A 24630-nucleotide genomic window follows, 5' to 3' on the forward strand; every position below is an offset into this window, starting at 1 on the left:
CACGACCATCATGGCTACCAAGTTGCTGAAGCAGACGGCCGCCGCCAGCCTGACGGCGGCATTGAGCTTGGGGGCGACCAACGCCTGGGCGCAGGAGGGGGCGGCCCGCACCGCCGCCGCCACCGTCCCGCACGACCTGTCGGCCATGGGCATGTTCCTGAACGCCGACGGGGTGGTGAAGGCCGTCATCCTGGGCCTGCTGGCGGCCTCCGTCGTCACCTGGACCATCCTGCTGGCCAAGGGGCTGGAGCTGCGCGCCGCGCGCGGCCGCCTGCAGGGCTCGCTGGACACGCTGGATGATGCCCCGTCCCTGGATGTCGCGGCCAGCCAGCTGACGGGTGAGGCCGATGCCCTGGCCTTCGCCCGCGCCGCGGCGGCAGAGCGCGCGCTGTCCGACGGCCTGCCGGCCGAGGGCGTGAAGGAACGCGTGGTGCTGCGGCTGGAGCGGCTGGAAGCCAAAGCCCGCCGGGCCATCGTGCGCGGTACCGGCGTGCTGGCCACCATCGGCGCCACCGCCCCCTTCGTCGGCCTGTTCGGCACCGTCTGGGGTATCATGAACAGCTTCATCGGCATCTCGAAGACGCAGACCACCAGCCTGGCCGTCGTCGCACCCGGCATCGCCGAGGCGCTGCTGGCCACCGCCACCGGCCTGGTGGCCGCCATCCCGGCGGTGGTGGTCTACAACGTCTTCGCCCGCAAGGTGGACGGCTACCGCGTGCTGCTGGCCGACGTGTCGGCCGGCGTGCTGCGCCTGGTCAGCCGCGACCTGGACCGGGAGCAGGCTGGCGTGGCCCAGGTCCGCAGCCGCGCGGCGGAGTGACCGGGATGGCTGCCCGTCTTTCCCACGGCGGCGATGAGCTGGCCGAAACCCACGAGATCAACGTCACGCCCTTCATCGACGTGATGCTGGTGCTGCTGATCATCTTCATGGTGGCGGCCCCCCTGGCCACCGTGGATGTGCCGGTGGACCTGCCCTCCTCCAACGCGCCGCCCCGGCCGCACCCGGAAAAGCCCGTGACCTTGACCATCCGCGCCGACCTGACCCTGGCGATCAACGGCGCCGACGTGACACGCGACGGCCTGGCCGCCGCCCTGGACCAGGCCGCCGCCGGCGATAAGGACCAGCGCATCACCCTCAGCGCCGATCGCGTCGTCTCCTACGGTGACCTGACGGCGGTGATGAACAGCCTGCGCACGGCGGGATACCTGAAGGTCTCGCTGGTGGGGCTGGACGGCGGCGGGGCCCCGTGACGCCATGGCGATGGCATCGATGACCAAAAACGGCGGCGACCTTCCTGGCGAGGACAGGCGCGGACGCCTGGTCTGGGGTGGCAGCCTGGCCCTGGTGCTGGCCGCCCATGCCCTGGCCCTGCCCTGGCTGATGGCGCGCTCCACCCTGGAGCCACCGCCCCCGCCGCCGCCGCTGCAGATCGACCTGCCACCGCCGCCACCGCCACCCGCACCGCCCAAGCCCGAGCCGCCGAAGCCGGAGCCGCCCCAACCCACGCCCAAGCCGCCGCCGCCCAAGCCGGTGGCGGTGAAGCCCCTCCCCCTGCCCCCGCCGCCGCCGGTGCCGCCGCAGCCCGCCCCGGTTGCGACGCCGCAACCCGAACCGCCGCCGCCCAGCACGGCGGTGCAGACGGCCACCGCTGCACCGGAGGCGCCACCCGCCCCGCCGGCACCGGCCAGCAAAGGCCCGGACAGCTATGAGGGCCGGCTGATGGCGCATCTTTACCGCTATCTGCGCTATCCCGCGCAGGCGCGGCAGCGTCACCAGATGGGCACTGCCTTGGTGCACTTCACCCTCGACCGGACGGGCCACGTGCTGAGCGTGACGCTGGAGCGCGGCTCGGGCTTCGCCCTGCTGGATGAAGAGGCGGTGGCCACGGTGCGGCGGGCCGACCCGTTGCCCCCCGCCCCGGACGACAAGCCCCTGGATTGGACCATGCCGGTGGACTTCAGCCTGCTGCGCTGATCTCCCCGGCCCGTCATTTCCGTTGCGCCCCAAGGCGCCACTGGTCAATTATTTTGACCGCACCACCGCGCCGCCGCCGCAAGCAGGCGGCCGGAGACGGTGGGGCAGAGGAAACGCTGACGGGACCCCATGAAGGACAGCATCCGGCCGGCCAAGCTGGCCGACACCATCGCCGAGCATCTGGAACAGCTGATCGTGGAAGGCAGCCTGCGCCCCGGCGAAAAGCTGGTGCCGGAGCGGGAACTGGCCGTGCGCTTCAACGTCTCCCGCCCCTCGCTGCGCGAGGCGCTGGAGAAGCTGGAGCAACGCGGCCTGCTGCGCAGCGGCCGGGGCGGCGCCACCTTCGTCGCCCCCTTGCTGGGCCCCACCTTCACCGAGCCGCTGCACGCCGTGCTGGCCGCCCGGCCCGAGACCACCCTGGATTACCTGGAGTTCAGGACGGAGGTGGAGGGGGCCGCCGCTTACTACGCCGCCCTGCGCGCCACCGACGTCGACCGCGCCCAGATCCAGGCCCGGTTCGAGGCCATGGAGGCCGCCCACGGCCATGACGAGGCGAAAGAAGAAGCGGACGCCGATGCGGAGTTCCACCTGGCGGTCTATGAGGCCACCCATAACGTCGTGATCCTGCACATCATGCGCGCCCTGGCCGAAATGCTGCGCCAGGATGTCTTCTTCAACCGCGCCAAGCTGTACCAGCGCACGGGCGTGCGCCAGCTGCTGCTGAGCCAACACCGCGCCCTCTATGAGGCGATCATGAAGGGCGATCCGGCGGCGGCGCGCGCGGCCGCCGAGGCGCACATCAACTTCATCCGCGACGCCCTGGTGGAAATCTCCCGCGCCGACGCCCGGCTGGAGGCATCCCTGCGCCGCATTGCCGGCGGCGACATCGTGGCGGCCGACAAGTGACGGGTGGCGAGAACCGCCGTTGATTGGCGGATGTGTTCATTTTTTGACGATCAACACCATCGTCTTTCCGAGCCTAGACGGTAACCAATTGATAAATAACAATTAACCAATCTGGCATGCCGTTTGAGTAAGCCCCCGCGACGGAACAAGGGGAAAACTCATGTCGTATAAACGGCTCATGATCGCGATCATCGTGCTGGTCGCCGCAGCGGTGGCGCTGTGGTTCAGGGCGGAGTGGCTGGTGGGCACTGCCCTGCGCGCCCGCTTCAGCCCATCGGTCACCCTGGCCCCCAAGCCTTCGCCCACCAGCATCGCCGACGCGCGCGGCCAGGACCTGGACGATCTGCTGGTGCTGCTGGACCTGGATCGCAGCTTCACGGCGGAGGGGCGGGCCGCCTTCACCCAGGGGGTGGCGGACCTGCGCGCCCGCGTAGGCGAGATGGACGCCCCCACCTTCGTGATGGAGGTGGCGCGGCTGGTGGCCCTGGCCGGCAACGGCCACACCGCCGTGCAGCTGTTCCCCAAATACGTGGAGTACGGCGTGGCGCCGGTGCGCCTGGCCTGGTTCGACGACGGCCTGTACGTCATCGGCGCCGCCGATGCCCAGGTGGGCCTGCTGGGCCGCCGGGTGGTGGCCATCGACGGCCACCCCGCTGACGACATCCCCGCCGCCGTGCGGCCCTATCTGACCGGCACTGACGAGCATGCGCGGGCCCAGGGCATCAACCTGCTGGTCTGCCCCGCCCTGCTGCGCGCCGTCTGGCCCGAGACGGACGGCCGCACCCTGGCGCTGACCCTGGCGGATGGGACGGGCCAGATAATGCGGGCATCGCTGGATGCCGGCCCCTTCGCCAGCGCGGACAGCCTGCGCTGGCTGCCGCAGAGTGCGGCCTTCACCCACCTCTACGGCGGCAAGACCGCCAGCGTGGAGACCCGCCCGCTGGACCATCGGGGCCTGTACCTGCGCCTGAACGCCGTGATGGACGATGACAAGGGCCCCCTGACCCGGCAGTTGGACGCCCTCGCGGCCAGCGCGCCGCCGGGCGGCTGGCGCTGGATGGTCATCGACCTGCGCTATGACGGGGGCGGCGATTACACCAAGACGGTGGACTTCACCCGCCGCCTGCCCACGCTGCTGGCCCCGGACGGGACCCTGTGGCTGCTGACCGGCAACGCCACCTTCTCCGCCGCCATCGTCACCCTGGCCCGCGCCAAGTACTACGCCGGCGCCCGCGCCCACATCATCGGCCAGCGCGTGGGCGACCGCGACACCTTCTGGGGTGAGACGGGCGCGCCCCTGGTGCTGCGCAACACCAACACCACCGTGGGCTATGCCACCGGTATGCACGACTGGGTCCACGGCTGCCACGACATCACACGGTGCTTCTGGCTGAACTACGCCTTCGGCGTCGCCGCCGGCGACCTTAGCCCCGAGCAGGAAGTGGGCTGGCGTTTCCCCGACTTCGCCGCCGGCCGCGACACCGTGATGGAGGAAATGCGCGATCTGCAGGAGGCCAAGCGCGGCGGTGGGGAGAGGGCGGCGGTGCCGTGAGGGGAGCATCACTATCCATTTGCCAAACCAGCAACCACCTCTTTACTCTTCGCACCACAACCGGAAGGCGTCACTCCTCCACCCCTCAGGATTCCCATGGGCACTGGCTACGAGGTCTCTCCCCTGCATCGGATCGCCTATTTGGATACGGCCGCCATGGAGCGCCAACAGATGGCGGCGCCCACGCCCAAGAATGATGCCGGTGAGCAATATGTTATTGATCTTCTGACGGGATTTCCGGGTGCCGGCGCCGGCGGCAAGCCCAAGGTCATCATCGGCGCGCCGGTATTTCGCTATCCGGCTACCGATGCCGTCATTCCCTGGCGCGACCGGCTGGCGGCCAAGTACCGGGGCCAGTTGGGCGAGGCGCTGACTTGGGACGAAGGCAGCGACTTCGAGGACGGGGACGATGTCGCCACCAGCGCCGATGTCATGCTGCGCTATGTGACGGCACTGGTGGATGAAGGCGGCCCGGGAGCGCTGCCGCGCCTGGTCGGCACCGGGCGGCCGCCGCAAGCGGACCTGGAGCGAACCCTCACGCGGGCGGAACAGCGGGGCTATACCGGGCATTACCCGCAGTTGCTGCTGGTGGAACAATATTGGCTGCCCTTTCGCCGCGACATGATCATTGAGGAAGCGGATTGGGAGGGGCACCCGGGCCGCTTCGGCTCCGTCAGCAACCTGCTGCGCGAGGTGACGGAGGTGCGCGCCCTGATCCGCCGGGCGGATCCCAAGATCGTGCGATGGACGGTGGACGACGACGCGCCGGAGCATGTGCTGGACGCCGCCTGGCAGGCCAGTGAGACCGTGTATCGCCTGGCCAAACTGGCGGTGGCGCATCATCTGCCGCTGTGGTGCACCACCTGAGCCCCACCTGAGCCCCACCTGAGCCCCACCTTCGGTATTGTCATTGCGCATCTTTACTCGCGTAATGAGTAAAACCTACCGGAGGGACCCTCATGAGCAAGCTGACGCTGTACTTCATCCGCCATGCCGAAAAGCCTGAGGGCAGCTGGCCGGGGCCGGGCCTGACCCTGGACGGGACCAAGGACAAGGAGTCCCTGGTCATCCGCGGCTGGCAGCGGGCGGGGGCCTGGGCGGCGTTGTTCGGGGCGGGGCTGGAGGGCGGCACCTATGCCAAGCCGGCGGCGGTGTACGCGGCGACACCAGGCACCATGGCGAACAAGGGGCCCAGCAAGCGGCCGTTCGAGACGGCCTCGCCCCTGGCGGCGCGCCTGGGGCTGGAAGTGCCCAACACCACCTATGGCAAGGGGCAGGAGGCGGCGCTGGTCAAGGAGCTGCTGACCCTGTCCGGCGTGGTGCTGGTGTGCTGGGAGCATCAGGCCATCGTGGAGAGCATCATCCCCCTGCTGCCCGTCCGCCGGGGCAAGCCGCCCACCGTCTGGCCGGAGGACCGCTTCGACGTCGTGCTGCGCTTCAAGCGCAAGGAGGGCGGCAAGGGCGACGGCTTTGCCTTCAAGGAGCTGTATCCCCGCCTGCTGGCCGGGGACTCCGATACGCCCCTGTGAAACGCCTCACCGTACAGGGCGCGCCCATCAGAGGGACGCGCCGGTGATGCCGGCCACGATGCCGGGCCACCAATAATCAGCGGTGAAGGAGCAGGTGGCGACGATCACGAAAGCCGCCGTCGCCAGGAGCACGACGGTGGCGGCGTAGGCCAGCGGCCCGTCGGCCCGTGACCCGTTATTGGATTGGGCGCGATAGGAGCGGATGGCCAATTCGGCCACCGCCAGGTTGGGCACGTAGAAGAAGAACACCATCACCGCGTCGAACCAGCCGGTGAAATGGCTGGTGTGGCCCAGCCGGCCCATGGTCAGGAACCAGAAGCCGTATTCGATGCGATACAGCCAGGAACCGACCGTCAGCGCGAACAGGCGGATGGCCCAGGCGCGGTGCTGGTCATACCGGCGGGCGCGGGCATGCGTGTAGGCCAGCACCGCCGCCAGCGACATCAGCGCGCCGTAGGTGCCGAACCCCAGGTTCATCATCGTGCCGCCGAGCGTACCGGTGGTGAGGACGTAGGCCAGGCCGCCCAGCCCGGCGAAACCGGCGCACGTCACGTACAGCCGCCCCAGCCAGCGGTGCAGCCCCGGCACCGCGCGCCGAACACTGCCCATCAGCTGGATGGGGCCCAGCAACAGCAGGATGCCGCCGGCGATGAAATGCGCGCCGATGGCGGCCGTCGCCACCGGCGCGCCAGCATCGTGCAGGGCCGGCAGCGACTCATTCCACCGGGCGGCCGTGCCGTTGACCGCGGTGCCACCGAAGAAGGCCAGGATGTAGGCGCCGAAGATGGCGCCGCTGACCCAGGTGGCCGCGACCAGCAGCCTCATGCTCCAGCGCAACGCCCGGCCCCCAAGTCCAGCGCCCGCCCCCCGAACGGCGATCGCGTCCAATGCCGCTGTCATGGTTCCCCTCCCCCAATCAATCCCCGCGCTCGCCCGAAGCGCCGAGCCAGCCGAACATTCCTCTTTTCCGTGTATGGATAGGCTGTCAAAAGTCAAGCCTGGGCCGTCATAACGACGGCGTTGGTCCATCGCCCGATGATGTCCACCCACGGATGAAGGTTTAACGCATGAGCATGGGGATTTCCTGCCTGGCCGATGTCGAGCGTATCGAGGCGGTCCCGCTGGCCGAGCGGAACCTGCCGGCGAACAGCTATGAGATGATCGCCACCGGTGCCGCCTTGAACCCCGATGCGCCCGCCTTGTCCTTTTTCCTGCGCACCCGGGACCAGGCGCGGCCGTACACCTTGACCCATCGCGCGCTGCTGGCCCGGATCACCCAGGCCGCCCACATGTTCCGACACCTGGGCATAGGCCGGGGCGACACCGTGGCCATCCTGCTGCCCAACCTGATCGAAACCCACCTGGCCATCTGGGGGGCGGAGACGGCGGGCATCGCCTTCCCCATCAACCCCCTGCTGGAGGCCGACCAGATCGCCGCCCTGCTGCGGGCGGCGGACGCCAGGCTGCTGGTCACCCTGGGCCCGGCGCCGGGCAGCGCCCTCTGGGAAAAGGCCTGCGCAGCCCTGGTGGAGGCGCCCTCAGTGCGCCAGATCCTGACCGTCGATCCCCTGCGCTATCTGCGCTCCCCCCTGGCGCCCATCGCCCGGGTGCTGGCGGCCCGGCGGCGGCGCGCCGCGCGCCTGGATGTGCCCGTCCGGGACATGACGCGCGCGCTGAAGCGCCACGAGGGCGGCCGGCTGGCCTTCGCCGCCCCCGCCGCCACGGACATCGCCTCCTACTTCGCCACCGGCGGCACCACCGGCCTTCCCAAGATCGCCCGGCGCACCCATCACAGCGAGGTGTTCGACAGCTGGGCCATGAACCAGGTGCTGGGCGGGACCGCGGCGCAGCCGGTGTTCTTCTGCGGGCTGCCCCTGTTCCACGTCAACGGACAGCTGGTGACGGGGCTGGCGCCGCTGGGGCGCGGCGGGCATGTCGTCATCGGCACGCCCCAAGGCTATCGCGGCGAGGGCGTGCTGCGCCACTTCTGGGAGATCGTGGAGCGGCACCGCATCGCCTTCTTCTCCGGTGTGCCGACCGTCTATTCGACGCTGCTGGAACAGCCGGTGAAGGGGCATGACCTGTCCAGCCTGGAACTGGGCATGTGCGGGGCCGCGCCCATGCCGGTCGAGCTGTTCCGCCGTTTCGAGCAGGCGACGGGCGTGCGCATCCTGGAAGGCTATGGCCTGACGGAGGGGGCCTGCACCTCCAGCGTCAATCCGCCGGCCGGGGAACGCCGCGTCGGCTCCATCGGCTTGCGCCTGCCCTATCAGCGGATGAAGGCGGTCATCCTGGACGACCAGGGCGGTTACGTTCGCGATGCCGCCGTGGGTGAGGTTGGGATCATCGCGCTGAACGGCCCCAATGTCTTCGAGGGCTATACCGACCCCGCCCGGGAAGGCGGCACCTGGCTGGTCATCGCCGGTGAGCGCTGGCTGAACACCGGGGATCTGGGCCGGCAGGATGCCGACGGCTATTTCTGGCTGACCGGCCGCCGCAAGGAACTGATCATCCGGGGCGGCCACAACATCGACCCCGGCGTGATCCAGGAGGCCCTGGCCGCACATCCGGCGGTGGCGATGACGGCGGCGGTGGGCCGGCCCGACGCGCACGCCGGTGAGCTGCCCGTGGCCTATGTCCAGCTGCGCACCACCGCGACCGCCACCAGCGAGGAACTGCTGGCCCACGCCTGCGCCCTCATTCCGGAACGGGCCGCCTGGCCCAAGGCGGTGCGCGTCCTGGACGCCCTGCCACTGACCAGCGTCGGCAAGGTCTTCAAGCCGACCCTGGTGGGGTACGAGATCGCCGACGTCGTCCGGCAGGAGGGCAAGACCGCGGGCCTGGACCATATCGAGGTCGACGTCGTGCTGGATCCGGATCGCGGCCTGCTGGCCCGGATCCGGGCCCAGGGTGATAGGCAGGCGCTCGGCCGGCTTCTGGGTCGTTATACCTTTGCCCATGAAATCACGGACTGATTCAAAGAAAAACCCCGGCGGTCGCCCGCCGGGGCCAGGAGGGTACGGGGATAATACGGACTTATACGCGCGGCATTTGAACGTGAACGTTCAAATGCACCCTCACGCGCCGGGCGCCGGACATCCGTCCGCCTAGGCTTGTCCTCGCTGCGCCCTGCGGTGCTCGCTCCGGCGGCCCCGGTCGGGGCCTACAGCGGGATCATGCCGGTGAAGACGTAGGCCTGCAGCAGGGTGATCACGCCCACGATGCAGACGAAGAAGAGGCTGTGCTTCAGCGTGAAGCGCAGCAGGTTGAACTCGCTGCCCACCAAGCCCACGGCGGCGCAGGCCACCGCGATGCTTTGCGGGGAGATCATCTTGCCCGTGACGCCGCCGGAACTGTTCGCGGCCACCAGCAGCAGGTCGGACACGCCCAGCTGCTGCGCCGTCGTGGCCTGTAGTGCACCGAACAGGGCGTTGCTTGATGTGTCCGACCCGGTCAGGAACACGCCCAGCCAGCCCAGAATGGGGGAGAAGAAGGGGAAGCCCTTACCCGCCTCCGCCAAGGTCAGCGCCAGGGTGGAGGACAGGCCGGAATAGTTGGCGATGTAGGCGAAGGCCAGCACGGCGCCGATGGTGTACATGGGCCATTTCAGCTCCACCAGCGTCTCCCCGAACGTGGCCAGCGCCTTGCCCGGGCCATAGCGCAGCACGATCATGCTGAGGATGGCGGAGATGAGGATGGCGGTGCCGGTGGCGGCCAGCAGGTCCAGCTTGTACTGCGCGGCGTAGGGCGTGGCGGCCTTGACGATGGGGGCCACCTTGGTCACGGCGTTGTGCAGGCTGGGCACGTCGAACAGGAACACCGTGTCCACCAGGGTGCCGCCCTTGGCGAACAGGGCCTTGAAGGGCTTCAGGCTCCAGATCGTCACGATGACGGTGAGGATGAGGAAGGGCGACCACGCCTTCAGGATCTGACCGCCGGTATAGGCGTGCGCGCCGCGCTCCTCCGCCGTCTCCTGATCCTTGAAGCGGAAGATGGTCTTGGGCTTCCAGAACTTCAGGAACACCGTCAGGCACAGCAGGCTGATGAGGGCGGAGATGATGTCCGGCAGCTCGGCCCCGATGTAGTTGGAGGTGAAGTACTGGCTGACGGCGAAGCTGAGCCCCGTCACCAGGATGGCGGGCCAGGTCTCCTTCACGCCCTTGGCCCCGTCCATGATGAACACCAGCCAGAAGGGCACGAAGACCGACAGGGCCGGCAGTTGCCGCCCGGTCATGGCCGCCACCTTGTAGACGTCCAGGCCCGACACCTGGGCGCCGACGATGACCGGCGTGCCCATGGCGCCGAAGGCCACGGGTGCCGTGTTGGCGATGAGGCAGAGGCCGGCGGCGTAAAGCGGGTTGAAGCCCAGGCCGGCCAGGATGGCGGCGGTGATGGCCACCGGCGCGCCGAAGCCGGCCGCCCCCTCCAGGAAGGCGCCGAAGGCGAAGCCCACCATCAGCATCTGCAGCCGCTGGTCCTCGGTGATGGAGATGACGCTGGCGCGGATGATGTCGAACTGCCCCGTCTTCACCGTGATCTTGTACAGGAAGACGGCCGCCACGATGATCCAGGCGATGGGCCACAGGCCGTAGAAGAAGCCGTAGACCACGGCGGCGATGGCCGAGGACGCCGGCATGCCGTAGGCGGCGATGGCGATCACCAGGGCGATCAGCACGGTCAGCGTGCCGGCGACATGGCCCTTCAGCCGCAACACCGCCAGCGCCACCAAGAAGAAAACGATGGGCAGCACCGCGACCAGCGCGGACACCACCATGTTCCCAAACGGGTCATAGACCTGGACCCAAGGCTGCATGGCCTTCCCCCTTATTTGTTGTCGTGTCGAAACCAGGCGGAACGCGTAAGGCGGCGCGGGTTGGGGATGCCGCCGGTGCCCGCCGGCGTTCTGTCGTCCTCCCCACGCGGCTGGTATCGGTCAGGCGCGCATATTCAGGCGTCCCGGGTATTGCCCGGGTTGATGTCTCCTTGGTCAAATTACTGTACCATGGACATAATGATGGATAACCCGCGCGCCGGGCGGGCGCAAACGGAAAAGATGGCCCTAATCCAAGGTCTTGGTTAACCCGGTTACGTGTCGGCCGATCCGCCTAGGGGACAAGGCCGGCCAGGGCCGCCGGGATTAAGCCGCTGAATGATTTGGCCTTCCCTTGCACCGGAGGGGTGGCCACCGCCGGCCCCTGTTTGGTAAAATGATTTGACCAAAACTGGCCGCTGGTAAAATATGGCGCCGGCAATTTCCCCAGGGCGAAGGCAAGCCGCGTCCAGGGGTAGCATCCTGGGAGGAACGGGCTTTTGACCACCACGAACCTGGCCGCCACGAATACGGCCGCCGCCGCGACCCCGGCGGCCCGGCCGGACACGGTCTATTTCTTCGGCACCTGCCTGGTGGACATGCTGTACCCCGAGGCCGGGCTGGCCGGCATGGACCTGCTGCGCCACGCCGGCGTGACCGTGGTGTTTCCGGAGGGGCAGAGCTGCTGCGGCCAGCCGGCGCGCAACTCCGGCTATGTCGAGGAAGCGCGCGAGGTGGCGCGGGCACAGCTGGACGCCTTCCCCGGCGACATCCCCATCGTGGTGCCCTCCGGCTCCTGCGCCGGCATGATGAAGACCCATTACGAACACCTGTTCGAGGGCGACCCCGACCAGCCACGCGCCATCGCCTTCGCCGCCCGCATCCATGAGCTGACGGCCTTCCTGGTCAACGTGCTGGGCGTCACACTGGCGGACAAGGGTGCGCCCGTCACCGTCACCTGGCACCCGTCCTGCCATTCCCTGCGCGAGATGGGCGTGCGCGAGGAACCCAAGGCCCTGCTGCGCCAGCTGGCCAACGTCACCCTGGTGGAGAACAGCCGCGAGCGGGAGTGCTGCGGCTTCGGCGGCACCTTCGCCGTGCGTCAGACGGCCGTGTCCACCGCCATGGTGTCGGACAAGCTGGCCAGCGTGCGGGAGACCGGCGCCGGCACCCTGCTGTCGGGCGATTGCGGCTGCCTGATGAACATCGGCGGGCATGCCGAGAAGGTGGGCGACGGCACCCGCTGCCGCCACATCGCGGAATTCCTGATGGAGCGCTGTCATGGCGCCTGATGGAGAGAACCACGGCCCCCGTTTTGCCGAGCGCGCGCCCGACGCGCTGAACAACCCGCAGCTGCGCCGCAACTTCCGCCGGGCCATGGACGGCCTGATGGCCAAGCGCGCCGCCCAGTTCCCCGACCCGGCCTATTGGGCGGAACTGCGGGAGCGGGGGGCAGCCGTGAAGGCCCGCGCCCTGGCCAAGCTGCCGGACCTGCTGGAACGGCTGGAATCCCGGCTGACCGCCAACGGCGTCCAGGTGCATTGGGCGGAGACGACGGAGGAGGCCAACGCCATCGTCCTGGGCATCCTGCAACAGGCCGGCGCCCGCACCGTCATCAAGGGCAAGTCCATGGTGTCGGAGGAGATGCACCTGAACGCCCACCTGGAGCGGCACGGTATCGAGGCGGTGGAATCCGACCTGGGCGAATACATCATCCAGCTGGCGGGGGAGACGCCGTCCCACATCGTCATGCCCTGCATCCACAAGAACAAGGACGAGATTTCGGACCTGTTCGCGGAGAAGATCCCGGGCCTGGAACGCACCGGCGACGTGGATGAGCTGACCGCCGCCGCCCGCCGCGTCCTGCGCGAGCGCTTCGCCACCGCCGACGCCGGCATCTCCGGCGTCAATTTCGCGGTGGCGGAGACGGGCACCCTGGTGCTGATCGAGAATGAGGGCAACGGCCGCCTGTCCACCACCCTGCCGCCGCTGCACATCGCGGTGACCGGCATCGAGAAGGTGGTGGAGACCCTGGACGACATCCCGCCCCTGCTGGCCCTGCTGCCCCGCTCCGCCACCGGGCAGCCCATCACCACCTACGTCAACATGATCAGCAGCCCCCGGAAAGCCGGCGAGAAGGACGGGCCCACGGCCGTGCACCTGGTGCTGCTGGACGGTGGGCGCAGCCGCGTCTATCAGGATGTGGAGCTGGCGGACACGCTGCGCTGCATCCGCTGTGCCGCTTGCATGAACCACTGCCCGGTCTACACCCGCGTGGGCGGCCACACCTACAACGCCATCTACCCCGGCCCCATCGGCAAAATCCTGACACCGCAGCTGCAGGGCCTGGACGCCGCCGGCGACCAGCCCCACGCCTCCACCCTGTGCAACGCCTGTGCGGAGGTCTGCCCGGTCAAGATCCCCATCCCCGACCTGCTGGTGCGCCTGCGGCGGGAGGCGGTGCGGCCCACCGAGACGCCGGCCACCCACCTTCCCCCCTCCATTCAACAGTGGTGAAGGACGGCGGGGCGGAGCGCTCGTGGAAGGAAAGCCTGGTCTGGGCCGGCTGGCGCCTGGTCTACACCCGGCCGCTGCTGTACCGCATGGTCACCCGCGCCCTGGCCTGGGGCGGCAATTGGGTGCCGGCCGGCGCCCCGCTGATGCGCGATTGGACCAGGGCGCGGGCCAAGCCCCGCTTCAAGCCGCGCACCCTGCATGATCTGGCGCGCGAGCGCGGTTACCTGAACGAGGTGCCGAAATGAGCGCCGCCTCAAACACGGCAAGGGCCAATATCCTGGGCCGCCTGAAGGCCGCCCCCGGCCGGCCGGGTCCCGACCTCGCGCCCTGGACGCCGCCCACCTATACCGACAAGCTGGCCCGCTTCCGCCAGATGGCGGAGGCCAACCACGCCGAGATCCATGACGTGACGGCGGAGACCTGGCCCGAGCGGCTGGCCACCCTGCTGAACAACCGGGGCGTGGACCGCCTGATGGTCGCCCCCGGCACGCCGCGCGGCGACGCCCTGCTGCGGGCGGCGGCCCAGGGCGTGCCCCTGCCCACCCTGGTGCCCTATGACCAGTCGGTGGAGGTGTTGAAGGATGCGCTGGTGCACCGGGTGGATGCCGGCCTGACCGGCACGCGCGGCGCCATCGCCGAGACGGGCACCCTGATCCTGTGGCCAACGGCGGAGGAACCGCGCCTCTTGTCGCTGCTGCCGCCCCTGCACATCGCTGTGCTGGAGGAGGACACGCTGCACGACACGCTGGCGGCGGTGGTGCGGGACCAAGGCTGGGCGGCGGGCATGCCCACCAATGCCCTGTTGATTTCCGGCCCGTCCAAGACATCCGATATCGAGCAGACCTTGGCCTATGGCGTCCATGGCCCCAAGGAACTGATCATCCTGCTGGTGCGAAAAGAAGGGGAGTGACGGGTCATGCCGGACAGCATCGTGGGTCCCGTTGCGGACCCTGCCGCCCTTCGTGATTACGACGCCCTGCGCGCCGAGCTGGCGGGCGTGGTGCCGGCGACCGGCTGATCACCGACCCGCTGCGCCGCCTGGCCTATGGCACGGACGCCAGCTTCTACCGCCTGGTGCCGAAGCTGGTAGTGCGGGTGGACAGCGAGGCGGAGGTGAGCGCCGTGCTGGCCGCCTGCCGCCGCCACAACACGCCCGTCACCTTCCGCGCCGCCGGCACGTCGCTGTCCGGCCAGGCCATCACCGACAGCCTGCTGATGGTGATGGGCGACGGCTGGCACCGCTCCGTCATCAATGACGACGGCAGCGTCATCAAGGTGCAGCCCGGCATTATCGGGGCGGAGGTCAACCGCCGCCTGGCGCCCTACGGCCGCAAGATCGGGCCGGACCCTGCCTCCATCGAGAGCTGCAAGATCGGCGGCATCGCCGCCAACAACTCGTCGGGCATGTGCTGCGGCACCCACGAGAACACCTACAAGACCATGCTGTCGCTGCGCTTCATGCTGGCGGACGGCACCCTGGTCGACACCGGCGACGCCGCCAGCGTGGCGTCCTTCCGCGTCAGCCACGCCGACCTTTTGGCCAGGCTGGACGAGATGGGCCGGCGGGTGCGGGAGGACGAGGCGCTGGCCAACCGCATCCGGCGCAAGTTCGCCATCAAGAACACCACCGGCTACAGCCTGAACGCCCTGGTGGACTATCAGGACCCGGTGGACATCCTGGCCCACCTGCTGATCGGGTCGGAGGGGACGCTGGGCTTCATCGCGGAGGTCACCTACCGCACCGTGCCGGAGCTGGCGGACAAGGCCAGCGCCCTGCTGCTGTTCCCCGACATCGTCGAGGCCGGGCGCGCCGCCTGCCTGCTGAACGGCGGGCCGGTGGCGGCGGTGGAGCTGATGGACCGCGCCAGCCTGCGCAGCGCCAAGGGCCAGCCCGGGTTGCCGCCCGAGATCGACAGCATGGGCGAGGATGTCGCCTCCCTGCTGGTGGAAACCCGCGCCGTCAGCCCGGAGGCCTTGCGTCAGAACATCGCCGCCATCGAGGGGCTGCTGGCCGGGGTCACCCTGCTGCGACCCCCGGCCTTCACCACCGACGCGGCCGAATACACCAAGCTGTGGAAGATCCGGAAGGGCCTGATCCCCACCATCGGCGCCATGCGCCAAACCGGCACCAGCGTCATCATCGAGGACGTGGCCTTCCGCATCGAGGATCTGGCCGACGCCTGCCACGACATGCGGGCGCTGTTCGACAAGCACGGCTACCCCGACGCCATCCTGATGGGCCACGCCTTGGCCGGCAACCTGCACTTCGTCTTCGCCCAGGACTTCAGCACCCAGGATGAGATCGACCGCCACGCCCGCTTCATGGACGAGATGGTCCACATCGTGGTGGAGAAGTACGACGGATCGCTGAAGGCGGAGCATGGCACCGGCCGCAACATGGCGCCCTTCGTCGAGCTGGAATGGGGCAAGGCCGCGACATCCCTGATGTGGGAGATCAAGCGCCTGCTGGACCCGGCCAACCTGCTGAACCCCGGCGTGCTGCTGAACACCAACCCGCGCCTGCACCTGGAGAACCTGAAGCCCCTGCCGCCGGCCCACGCCATCGTCGACACCTGCATGGAGTGCGGCTTCTGCGAGAAGATGTGCCCCTCGCACGGCATGACGCTGAGCCCCCGCCAGCGCATCACCGGCCTGCGCGAGATCGCACGCCTGACGGCCCTGGGGGACCCGGCGACGGAGCTGCGGGACCTCTACGACCACCACGCCATCGACACCTGTGCCGCCTGTGGCCTGTGCGCCACCGCCTGCCCCGTGGGCATCGAGACGGGGCAGCTGACCAAGGCCCTGCGCGGCAAGCGCCACGGGCCAAGGGCCCGCACCGTGGCCGGCCTGATGGCCCGCCACTACGGCACCGTGCTGGCCGCCACGCGCGGCGCCCTGAACCTGGCCGCCTTCGCCGCCCAGGCCGTGGGGCCGAAGAAGGTGGCCAGCCTGGCGGCCTATGCCCGCACACTGTCCGGCGACCGCCTGCCCCACGCCGGCCCCAACCTGCCGGAGGGGGCCAGCATGGCCTGGCTGAAGGACCTGCCGCCCCCCACCGCGACGGGCGAGCCGGTGGTGTACCTGGCCGCCTGCGCCGGGCGTACCTTCGGGCCGGCGGTGGAGGATGGGGAGAGCGATCCCCTGCCCGCCGTCACCCTGCGCGTGCTGGAGCGCGCGGGCTTCCGCGCCATCGTGCCGGAGGGCCTGCCCAACCTGTGCTGCGGCCTGGCCTTCGAGTCCGAAGGCATGAAGGAGGCTGCGGACGCCAAGGCGGCGGAGATGGAGGCGGCGCTGAAGGCCGCCAGCGACAATGGCCGCATCCCCATCGTCATGGACGCCAGCGCCTGCACCCAGCGCATGAAGACCTACCTTTCCGGCCGCCTGCCGGTGAAAGACCTGGTGGAGTTCCTGGCGCAGGACGCCCTGCCCCGCCTGACGCCGACCCCGCAGGCGGAACCGGTGCTGCTGCACCTGAACTGTGCGGCCCGCAAGATGGGCATCGATCCGCAGGCCGCCACCGTGGCCAAGGCCTGCGCCGCCACGGTGGTGGTGCCGGAGCGCGTGGGCTGCTGCGGGTTCGCCGGTGACAAGGGGTTCGTGGAGCCTGAGCTGAACGACCACGCCCTGCGCTTCCTGGCCCCCCAGGTGCCGGCGGGCTGTGAGGCGGGATACTCCAGCAACCGGACGTGCGAAATCGGCCTGGCCGACCATGCCGGCGTGCCCTATCGCCATCTGGTCTATCTGGTCGACCGGGCCACGCGCTGACGGATCGCCGATGGGCCCGCCAATGCTCCTATGCCGGCCCCGGCACTTCCGCACCGTTGACGGCGACCCCGGCGACCCCTACCCATATCGGGCGTCGAAAAACAGTGCGTCATAAACCCGCGATGGCCGGCCAAGGCCACGCATGAGCGAGAGAAATCAGGGGAGAGGACCATGACGGCACGGGTTACGGCCGGGCATCTTCAGGTGGCGCAGGAACTGTTCGACTTTGTCGAGAACGAGGTCCTGCCCGGCACCGGATTGTCGGTGGAGGCCTTCTGGCAGGGCGTGGATGTGTTGGCGCACGAGCTGACGCCGCTGAACCGCGACCTTCTGGCCAAGCGCGACGCCCTGCAGCAGCAGATCGACGACTGGCACCGCGGCCAGAAGGGACGGCCCTTCGACGGCGCCGCCTACCGCGCCTTCCTGTCGGCCATCGGCTACATCCAGCCCGAGGGGCCGGACTTCAGCGTCAGCACCGCCAATGTGGATGCGGAGATCGCCACCATCGCCGGCCCGCAGCTGGTGGTGCCGGTGATGAACGCCCGCTATGCCCTGAACGCCGCCAACGCCCGCTGGGGCAGCCTGTACGACGCCCTGTACGGCACCGACGCCCTGCCGGAGGATGACGGGGCGGAGCGGGGCCGGGGCTATAACCCCATCCGGGGCGCCAAGGTCATCGCCTTCGGTCGCACCTTCCTGGACCAGTCCTTCCCCCTGGCTGAGGGCTCGCACCGCGACGCCACCGGCTATGCCATCGTGGACGGCGCCTTGGCGGTGACGCTGGAGGGCGGGGCCACGACGGGCTTGGCCGACCCCAGCCGCCTGGGCGGCTGGCAGGGCGACGCCGCCGCCCCCACCGTGATCCTGCTGTGCCGCCACGGCCTGCATGCCGAGATCCACATCGACGCCGGTCACCGCATCGGGCGTGAGGACAAGGCCCATGTGGCCGACATCGTGCTGGAATCCGCCATCACCGCCATCATGGATTGCGAGGATTCGGTGGCAGCGGTGGATGCCGCCGACAAGGTGCTGGCCTACCGCAACTGGCTGGGCCTGATGAACGGCACCCTGACCGCCCAGTTCGAGAAGGGCGGCCAGACGGTGGACCGCCACCTGAACCCGGACCGCGTCTACACCGCCCCGGGGGGCAAGACCCTGACCCTACCGGGCCGCAGCCTGATGCTGGTGCGCAACGTCGGCCACCTGATGACCTCGGACGCCGTGCTGCTGGCCGACGGCAGCAACATCCCCGAGGGCATCCTGGATGCCATCATGACCAGCACCATCGCCCTGCACGACCTGCGGCGCGAGGGCGTGGGCGACACCCCGGCCGTGCGTAACAGCCGCGCCGGCAGCGTCTATATCGTGAAGCCCAAGATGCACGGGCCGGAGGAGGTGGCGTTCGCCAACCGCCTGTTCGGCGCGGTGGAACAGCTGCTGGGCCTGCCCGCCAACACCCTGAAGATGGGCATCATGGATGAGGAGCGGCGCACCACCGTCAACCTCAAGGAATGCATCCGCGCCGCCCAGCACCGCGTGGTGTTCATCAACACCGGCTTCCTGGACCGCACCGGCGACGAGATCCACACCTCGATGGAAGCCGGCCCCATGGTGCGCAAGAACGACATCAAGGGAACCGCCTGGATCAAGGCGTATGAGGACTGGAACGTCGACACCGGCTTGGCCTGCGGCCTGAAGGGCCGGGCGCAGATCGGCAAGGGCATGTGGGCCATGCCCGACCGGATGGCGGACATGCTGGCCACCAAGATCGCCCACCCCCAGGCCGGCGCCAACACCGCCTGGGTGCCCTCCCCCACCGCCGCCACCCTGCACGCCCTGCACTACCACACCGTGGACGTGGCCGCCCGCCAGGCCGTGCTGGCCGGCCACCGCCGCGCCAAGCTGGAGGACATCCTCACCCCCCCGCTTGCCCAGGGCACGAATTGGTCGGAGGAGGAAATCCAGCAGGAACTGGACAACAACGCCCAGGGCATCCTGGGCTATGTCGTCCGCTGGGTGGACCAGGGCGTGGGCTGTTCCAAGGTGCCGGACATCAACAACATCGGCCTGATGGAAGACCGCGCCACCCTGCGCATCAGCAGCCAGCACATCGCCAACTGGCTGCACCACGGCATCTGCACCAAGGAACAGGTGCGGGCGACCCTGGAGCGCATGGCCGCCGTGGTCGACAAGCAGAACGCCGGCGACCCCGCCTACACCCCCATGGCTCCCAACGTCAGCCACAGCATCGCCTTCCAGGCCGCCTGCGACCTGGTGTTCGACGGGGTGCGCCAGCCCAACGGCTACACCGAACCGGTGCTGCACCGCCGCCGGGCGGAGGCGAAGGCGCGGCAGGCGGGGGCGTAGGCGCGAGGGTTGGGTTTGGAGTGAGGGTTGAGAAGGGGCGGGACCGTGGGGTTCCGTCCCTTCGGAATCTATGGCCAGGGCTTTAAAAGCGCAGGTGGTTTATGTCTCTTATGCGCCCTAAAGTCAGTCGTAATGCGCTTGGGATCGGTAACCCCAAACCCGCCGCACGAAGCGCATGCTTCTGTTCCACTTCATCGCGGCGCCCGTCTGAGCGGCAAGACGCTCGTAAGCTAGACCGGGAATTTCAGGATGACGTTATCGACGAGGTCCTCGATAAAATCGATCACCTTCGACTTGTTGACAGTCACACCGGAAGGGTGCGCACACGAGTTCCGCGTGCCGAGTTTCTGATCGAGAATCTTTCGCACGTCATTTGAGACGATGCCCGCCGCTCGGCACAGCTCGATGAATTTGGTTTCCTTGATTTCGGTGAAATCATCGCGCTGCGACACCGACGTGATTTTTACGCCCTTGTCCTTGGATAGGGCCGCGTTGAAGTCCGTTAGCTTGTGCGCGAGGATGTACGCGAACAGGTGGTCCATCGCCAATATCCAGGTCATGATAATCGCTGCGCGATTTGCACCAATCTCGAAGCAGTCGATCGCCTCCTTCAAGAACTCTTTGTCAGCGCCAACGGGCAGCCTGTGTTCGAGACCCCGAAGCGTGGCACTGGTCTGAGCCGTCACAGTCTCGGCACCGAGTTTCTTCGACAATGCTTCTCGCATATGGCGTTGGAGTTTATATGTGCCATTAGTCCTAATGTACTTGGGAGGTTTGCTTCTCAGCCCCTCGGCTAGCCGTGCGCTGACGTTCGCAGGCACCGTCAGGTCACACGCCTCAAAGCAGTCGATGATTTGCTTGGGTGAGGCAGCTTCCTGTCCCAGTTCCACCGTCAAGAAATAGACGAACAGCTCGACCAAGCCGCTCTGGCTCTGGCTGGCCGCACCTTCGATGGAATTGTAGAAGCGATTGACTGCGTTGTTCATTCAGCAGCCTTCCGCTTCATGGTGTGATTAAAGTGGTTGTCGCCGGCGATGGTAATTGGGAGGTCGGTGGACGATCTAAAATCGATGTAACCGAGTTTGCTGCTGGTATCGTAGAACGCCTGTGCGAACGCCTTTGGTATCTTGTTGCCGGTGGCCCTAAAGCAGGTATAGACCTGATCCGTGTTCGGACTTTCGATATGCAGCGACTCAGTCATGAACTTCAGGAAGATGAGAATCTTCTCTGCGTTGTTCTTCGGCGCGAACTGGCCATAGAAACTGCCGAGGCCAGATGTGTCCAAATTCTTATCGAGCTTGGGTGAGTCTGCGAGCACACCGCTGCCACTCTCGTCACCGTTGGTCTTCTTCTTCGCAGTGGAGCGACGCTTCGCCCTCAACTTGGGTGCGGGCGGGGTTTGTTCATTGATGTCAGCCCCGCTAGGCGCGGCAGGCGGAGCAGGAGGCGCGGGTTGAGCGAACTTCACTCCTGACAGGAGGTGGATCTTGAAGTCAGCGTAGATTTCGCGGACCAGTTCGGGATCGCCCTCAATGTCGATAAGACCCTGGGAAACGTCGATGCGCAATTTAGTGGTCATAGGTTCTTCCCTGTTCGACAATCGCGCGGCTTGTCCTGGCCAGCGCTTCTTCAATCCAAGATACTCGGGCGGACTCTTCAAGAGAAGCGCCAAGAAAATGGTTGCGGTGGTGCAACGCCCCGGTCAGCCACCAATGTCGCGCGCCGTTACAAAAGGCGAGGCCCCGGCGCGATCAGCAAAATTCTCTCGTCGGTGATGCTCGTGCGCCATGCTTTGCAGCGGCTGGTTTCCCATTTGCCGTTCAAGGCCAGCCAGTCCGCAAAAGTCCCCAAGCTCGATATTCAAAGTGCTTGGGGCCCCCCAAACCTTGTCCCCCAGACAATCCCGCCCTTGCCCCGGCCGCCCGCCGCCCGTATCGAACCAGGAGCCCCTGTCCACGGAGAGCCCCCATGGCCGAGATCGACACCCGCCCCATGACCGTCAGCCCCGTCACCCTGACGGGGGCCGTGGTGCGGCTGGAGCCGTTGAGCCAGGACCATCTGCCGGGGCTGATCGCCGTGGGGCTGGACCCGGTGCTGTGGCGCTGGGTGCCGACGCAGGTGACGACGCCGGATGAGATGCGGGCCTATGTCCACACGGCGCTGGAGGAGCGGGACCGGCATGTCAGCCTGCCCTTCGCCATCGTGCACAAGGCCTCGGCCCAAGTCATCGGCAGCACGCGCTATGGCAACATCGACCGCGCCAACCGGCGGGTGGAGATCGGGTGGACCTGGGTGGCGCGGTCGCACCAGCGCACCGGCGCCAACACCGATGCCAAGCGCCTGCTGCTGACCCACGCCTTCGAGGTGTTGGGCGCCCACCGGGTGGAGTTGAAGACCGACGCGCTGAACCAGCAGTCCCGTGCCGCCATCGCCCGCATCGGCGCCACGCAGGAAGGCATCTTCCGGTCCCACGTCGTGGTGCCGGCCCGCGTGGGGCCGGAGGGCGAGACCATCCCCGCCCGGCTGCGCGACAGCGTCTATTTCTCCATCATCGCCGCCGAGTGGCCGGCGGTGAAGGAGCGGCTGGCCGCCCTGGCGCGGCCGGACTGAGCGGGACCGACCGTCCTATCGCAGCCGCGAACGCCCCGCCTGCAACCGATGCCATACTTGCGCGGCCCGCCCGTCCACCTTAAGGCTGTGACGGCGCTCATTGCGTGAGCAGGCGCAGCATGACAGATATGCGCTGCCTATCCTGGTAATCACCACCCGCCGGCCATTTACGCGATTGACCGGAGCGTTATTCCCCGTGCTAACTGTCGTTAGTGTGCTATTAATATTTTGCACATCCATTGAACAGTACAATTCGGCGGCCGGCGTCACCCGGTGAACGAGCCCAGCCAAGGGCCACGCCGGGGAACGATGGGGGAGTGGCTGAGGATGAAGGGACCACGCGTGTACGCGGCCGCAGGTCGGCTGTTACGGGGCCAAGCGGTATGGGGCCGGGCGCTTTCCGGTATCCTGCTGATGGGCGGCGCGCTGCTGGGCGGCGGCGCCGTGGCGCAGGAGCAGGACGGCGGCATTCCCGACATCATCGTCACCGCCCAGCGGCGCGCGCAGTCGGTGCAGGATGTGGGCCTGTCCGTCTCCGTCCTGTCGGCGGGGGATCTGGCCACGCACCATGTCACCTCGGTCAACGATCTGCAGAACATGACGCCGGGGCTGGAGGTCACCAACGCCTTCGGCGGCGGGCAGCCGCAATTCCGCATCCGGGGCGTGGGCTTCAACGACTATGCCTCCAACAACACGCCCACCGTGGGCGTGTATGTGGACGAGGTCGCCTACCCCCTGCCCATCATGACCCAGGGCCTGGTCTATGACGTGGACCGGGTGGAGGTGCTGCGCGGGCCGCAGGGCGTGCTGTACGGCCGCAACACCACCGGCGGCGCCATCAACATCCTGACCGCCAACCCCACGGACAGCGCCAGCGCCGGCATCACCGCCGACTATGGCAGCTATGACGCCGCCAAGGTCGAGGCCTATGTCTCCGGCCCCGTCAGCGACACGGTGAAGGTGCGCCTGTCGGCCATGACGCAGCAGGGCGGCGCCTGGCAGACCAACCGCCTGACCGGCCAGGATTTGGGCAACGCCAACCGCACCGCCGTGCGCGCCAAGATCGATTGGGCGGCCACGCCGGACACGGACGTGAGGCTGAACCTGCATTACGGCCGCGACCTGTCGGACGGCACCGGCGGCTATCTCTTCAACCCCGCCGTCCAGCCGGGCGTGGGCACCCTGCCGGCCGACACCGACCCATCGAAGACGGGGTGGGGCTTGTCGCCCGCCTTTGCCAAGGTCATCGGCGCCGACCCCAATGCCAAGCCCTTCCGCAACAACACCAGCGGCGGCGCCGACCTGACGGTGCTGCACCGCTTCGAGGATGTGACGCTGACCAGCATCACGGCGTGGGAGGCGCTGAACCGCAAGGAGTTCAACGACTGGGACGCCACCGCCTACCGCGACGCGGATGAGTATTTCAACAGCCGCGCCCAGGACGTGTCGCAGGAGGTGCGCCTGGCCTCCAGCGGGGCGGGGCGGCTGCAATGGGTGGGCGGCCTCTATTACTCGCACGAGACGTTGCGCGAGGCCTTCCTGTCCGACTTCACCGACATCTACGGCTTCATCGCCAACACCCGCTATGCCCAGACGGCGGAATCCATCAGCGGCTTCGGCCAGGCCGACTACGCCGTCACCGACCGGCTGAAGCTGGTCCTGGGCCTGCGGGAGGAGCATGAGGACCGCACGCTGCGCACCTTCCGCACCATCACCATCCCCGACACCGGCATCGGCGTTTCGGCGGACAAGGTGCCCACCGGCTTCACCCAGACCACGGGCAAGGCGGGGGTGGAGTTCAAGGTGACGGACGACGCGCTGCTGTACGCCAACGTCAGCCGGGGGGTGAAGTCCGGCGGCTTCACCGCCTACAACACCCTGGCGCTGGGCGGCCTGGCCCCCTTCCGGCCGGAGGTGCTGTGGGCCTATGAGGCGGGGGTGAAGTCCGACCTGGCCAACCACACCCTGCGCCTGAACGCCTCGGCCTATTACTACGACTATCATAACCAGCAGGTGCAGTCGGTCATCATCGACCCGACCTTCGGCGCCATCGGAAAGATCGTGAACGCCCCCCGGTCGGAGATTTACGGCGCGGAGCTGCAGGCCGACTGGGCGCCCCGCCCCGGCCTGCTGATCACCCAGGCGCTGGGCCTGTCGCATGGCGAGTTCAAGGAATTCAACGCCGTGGACACGGCGGCCTCGCTGGCCACCTGCTATCCCTGCCGCCCCGTCTACACCAACCAGGCGGGGGAGGATCTGGGCTTCCCCCGCATCACCTATAACGGCGGCGTCAGCTATGACTGGGCCCTGCCCGGCCACACGCTGAAGACGGAGGCCGACTACAGCTATCGCAGCAGCGAACGCTCGCTGCTGGGCAGCCGCTACAATGTCGCCGGCTATTGGCTGGTCAACGCCGCCGTCACCCTGACGCCGGACCAGGGGCCGTGGACGGCCACGGTTTACGGCCAGAACATCCTGGACAGGCGCTACGACCTGCTGCGCAACTTCTTCACCAATGCCGACATCGCCATCCCCGGCCGGCCGGCGACCTGGGGCATCCGCCTGGGGTACCAGTACTAAACGCCCGCAACAGCCT

The 24630-nt window shown here is 68.2% G+C and carries 20 protein-coding genes; 16 read left to right on the forward strand and 4 right to left on the reverse strand.

The window, feature by feature from the left end; genetic code table 11:
* Positions 1-10 precede the first annotated feature (10 nt).
* From exbB to UAA55_RS02050, 7 genes are all read left to right on the forward strand, one after another.
* A complete protein-coding gene (exbB, locus tag UAA55_RS02020) occupies positions 11-820 on the forward strand; it encodes a tonB-system energizer ExbB (protein WP_322950997.1) in 810 nt (269 codons plus the stop codon).
* Positions 821-825: 5 nt separating this feature from the next.
* Entirely contained in the window at positions 826-1251 is a 426-nt protein-coding gene (gene exbD, locus UAA55_RS02025; RefSeq protein ID WP_322950998.1) for a TonB system transport protein ExbD, read from the forward strand.
* 19 nt (positions 1252-1270) lie between these two features.
* Positions 1271-1975, forward strand: coding sequence for an energy transducer TonB (locus tag UAA55_RS02030; protein WP_322950999.1), 705 nt, complete (start codon positions 1271-1273; stop codon positions 1973-1975).
* A 129-nt stretch (positions 1976-2104) separates the two neighbouring features.
* Entirely contained in the window at positions 2105-2881 is a 777-nt protein-coding gene (locus UAA55_RS02035) for an FCD domain-containing protein (RefSeq protein ID WP_145616531.1), read from the forward strand.
* Positions 2882-3041: 160 nt separating this feature from the next.
* A complete protein-coding gene (locus tag UAA55_RS02040) occupies positions 3042-4433 on the forward strand; it encodes a hypothetical protein (RefSeq protein ID WP_322951000.1) in 1392 nt (463 codons plus the stop codon).
* A 96-nt stretch (positions 4434-4529) separates the two neighbouring features.
* A complete protein-coding gene (locus UAA55_RS02045) occupies positions 4530-5300 on the forward strand; it encodes a hypothetical protein (RefSeq protein ID WP_322951001.1) in 771 nt (256 codons plus the stop codon).
* A gap of 92 nt (positions 5301-5392) precedes the next feature.
* Complete coding sequence (locus tag UAA55_RS02050; protein WP_322951002.1) at positions 5393-5962, forward strand: histidine phosphatase family protein; 570 nt, start codon at positions 5393-5395, stop codon at positions 5960-5962.
* A 27-nt stretch (positions 5963-5989) separates the two neighbouring features.
* Here the strand turns inward: UAA55_RS02050 and UAA55_RS02055 are convergent, their stop codons facing one another.
* Positions 5990-6862 (reverse strand): DUF2306 domain-containing protein, encoded by an 873-nt coding sequence (locus UAA55_RS02055; RefSeq protein WP_322951003.1) that lies wholly within the window; start codon positions 6860-6862, stop codon positions 5990-5992.
* A 167-nt stretch (positions 6863-7029) separates the two neighbouring features.
* Here UAA55_RS02055 and UAA55_RS02060 point away from each other — a divergent pair, with 167 nt between their 5' ends.
* The gene (locus tag UAA55_RS02060) at positions 7030-8937 is read left to right on the forward strand and encodes an acyl-CoA synthetase (protein ID WP_322951004.1); all 1908 of its coding nucleotides are present in this window, start codon (positions 7030-7032) and stop codon (positions 8935-8937) included.
* 188 nt (positions 8938-9125) lie between these two features.
* Here UAA55_RS02060 and UAA55_RS02065 read toward each other — a convergent pair whose 3' ends face one another.
* On the reverse strand, positions 9126-10775 hold the full coding sequence (locus UAA55_RS02065; RefSeq protein ID WP_322951005.1) for a lactate permease LctP family transporter: 1650 nt from the start codon (positions 10773-10775) through the stop codon (positions 9126-9128).
* A gap of 497 nt (positions 10776-11272) precedes the next feature.
* Here UAA55_RS02065 and UAA55_RS02070 point away from each other — a divergent pair, with 497 nt between their 5' ends.
* The 6 genes from UAA55_RS02070 (at position 11273) to UAA55_RS02095 (ending at position 19424) form a co-directional block, all read left to right on the forward strand.
* Positions 11273-12064, forward strand: a complete 792-nt coding sequence (locus UAA55_RS02070) for a (Fe-S)-binding protein (RefSeq protein ID WP_322951006.1) — start codon at positions 11273-11275, stop codon at positions 12062-12064.
* The gene (locus tag UAA55_RS02075; RefSeq protein WP_322951007.1) at positions 12054-13289 is read left to right on the forward strand and encodes a LutB/LldF family L-lactate oxidation iron-sulfur protein; all 1236 of its coding nucleotides are present in this window, start codon (positions 12054-12056) and stop codon (positions 13287-13289) included. The genes UAA55_RS02070 and UAA55_RS02075 overlap by 11 nt, the downstream gene beginning before the upstream one ends.
* The gene (locus UAA55_RS02080) at positions 13286-13534 is read left to right on the forward strand and encodes a lactate utilisation protein LutB domain-containing protein (protein ID WP_322951008.1); all 249 of its coding nucleotides are present in this window, start codon (positions 13286-13288) and stop codon (positions 13532-13534) included. Before UAA55_RS02075 ends, UAA55_RS02080 begins: the two co-directional genes overlap by 4 nt.
* Positions 13531-14199 (forward strand): LutC/YkgG family protein, encoded by a 669-nt coding sequence (locus UAA55_RS02085; RefSeq protein WP_322951009.1) that lies wholly within the window; start codon positions 13531-13533, stop codon positions 14197-14199. The genes UAA55_RS02080 and UAA55_RS02085 overlap by 4 nt, the downstream gene beginning before the upstream one ends.
* A gap of 164 nt (positions 14200-14363) precedes the next feature.
* Complete coding sequence (locus UAA55_RS02090; protein WP_322951010.1) at positions 14364-17057, forward strand: FAD-binding and (Fe-S)-binding domain-containing protein; 2694 nt, start codon at positions 14364-14366, stop codon at positions 17055-17057.
* Positions 17058-17228: 171 nt separating this feature from the next.
* Positions 17229-19424: a malate synthase G gene (locus UAA55_RS02095; protein ID WP_322951011.1), complete on the forward strand. Its 2196-nt coding sequence runs from the start codon at positions 17229-17231 to the stop codon at positions 19422-19424.
* A gap of 230 nt (positions 19425-19654) precedes the next feature.
* On the opposite strand, the gene UAA55_RS02100 is transcribed toward UAA55_RS02095, so the two are convergent.
* Together UAA55_RS02100 and UAA55_RS02105 are read right to left on the reverse strand one after the other, a co-directional pair.
* Positions 19655-20410: a hypothetical protein gene (locus UAA55_RS02100; protein WP_322951012.1), complete on the reverse strand. Its 756-nt coding sequence runs from the start codon at positions 20408-20410 to the stop codon at positions 19655-19657.
* Entirely contained in the window at positions 20407-21003 is a 597-nt protein-coding gene (locus UAA55_RS02105) for a hypothetical protein (protein ID WP_322951013.1), read from the reverse strand. The genes UAA55_RS02100 and UAA55_RS02105 overlap by 4 nt, the downstream gene beginning before the upstream one ends.
* A 389-nt stretch (positions 21004-21392) precedes the next feature.
* Between UAA55_RS02105 and UAA55_RS02110 the strand changes: the two genes are divergently transcribed.
* Both UAA55_RS02110 and UAA55_RS02115 read left to right on the forward strand, forming a co-directional pair.
* A complete protein-coding gene (locus UAA55_RS02110) occupies positions 21393-22034 on the forward strand; it encodes a GNAT family N-acetyltransferase (RefSeq protein ID WP_322951014.1) in 642 nt (213 codons plus the stop codon).
* Between the two features lie 327 nt (positions 22035-22361).
* On the forward strand, positions 22362-24614 hold the full coding sequence (locus UAA55_RS02115) for a TonB-dependent receptor (RefSeq protein ID WP_322951015.1): 2253 nt from the start codon (positions 22362-22364) through the stop codon (positions 24612-24614).
* Positions 24615-24630: the final 16 nt, after the last annotated feature.

The organism is Nitrospirillum guanabarense (genome assembly GCF_034653355.1).
Lineage (GTDB): Bacteria > Pseudomonadota > Alphaproteobacteria > Azospirillales > Azospirillaceae > Nitrospirillum.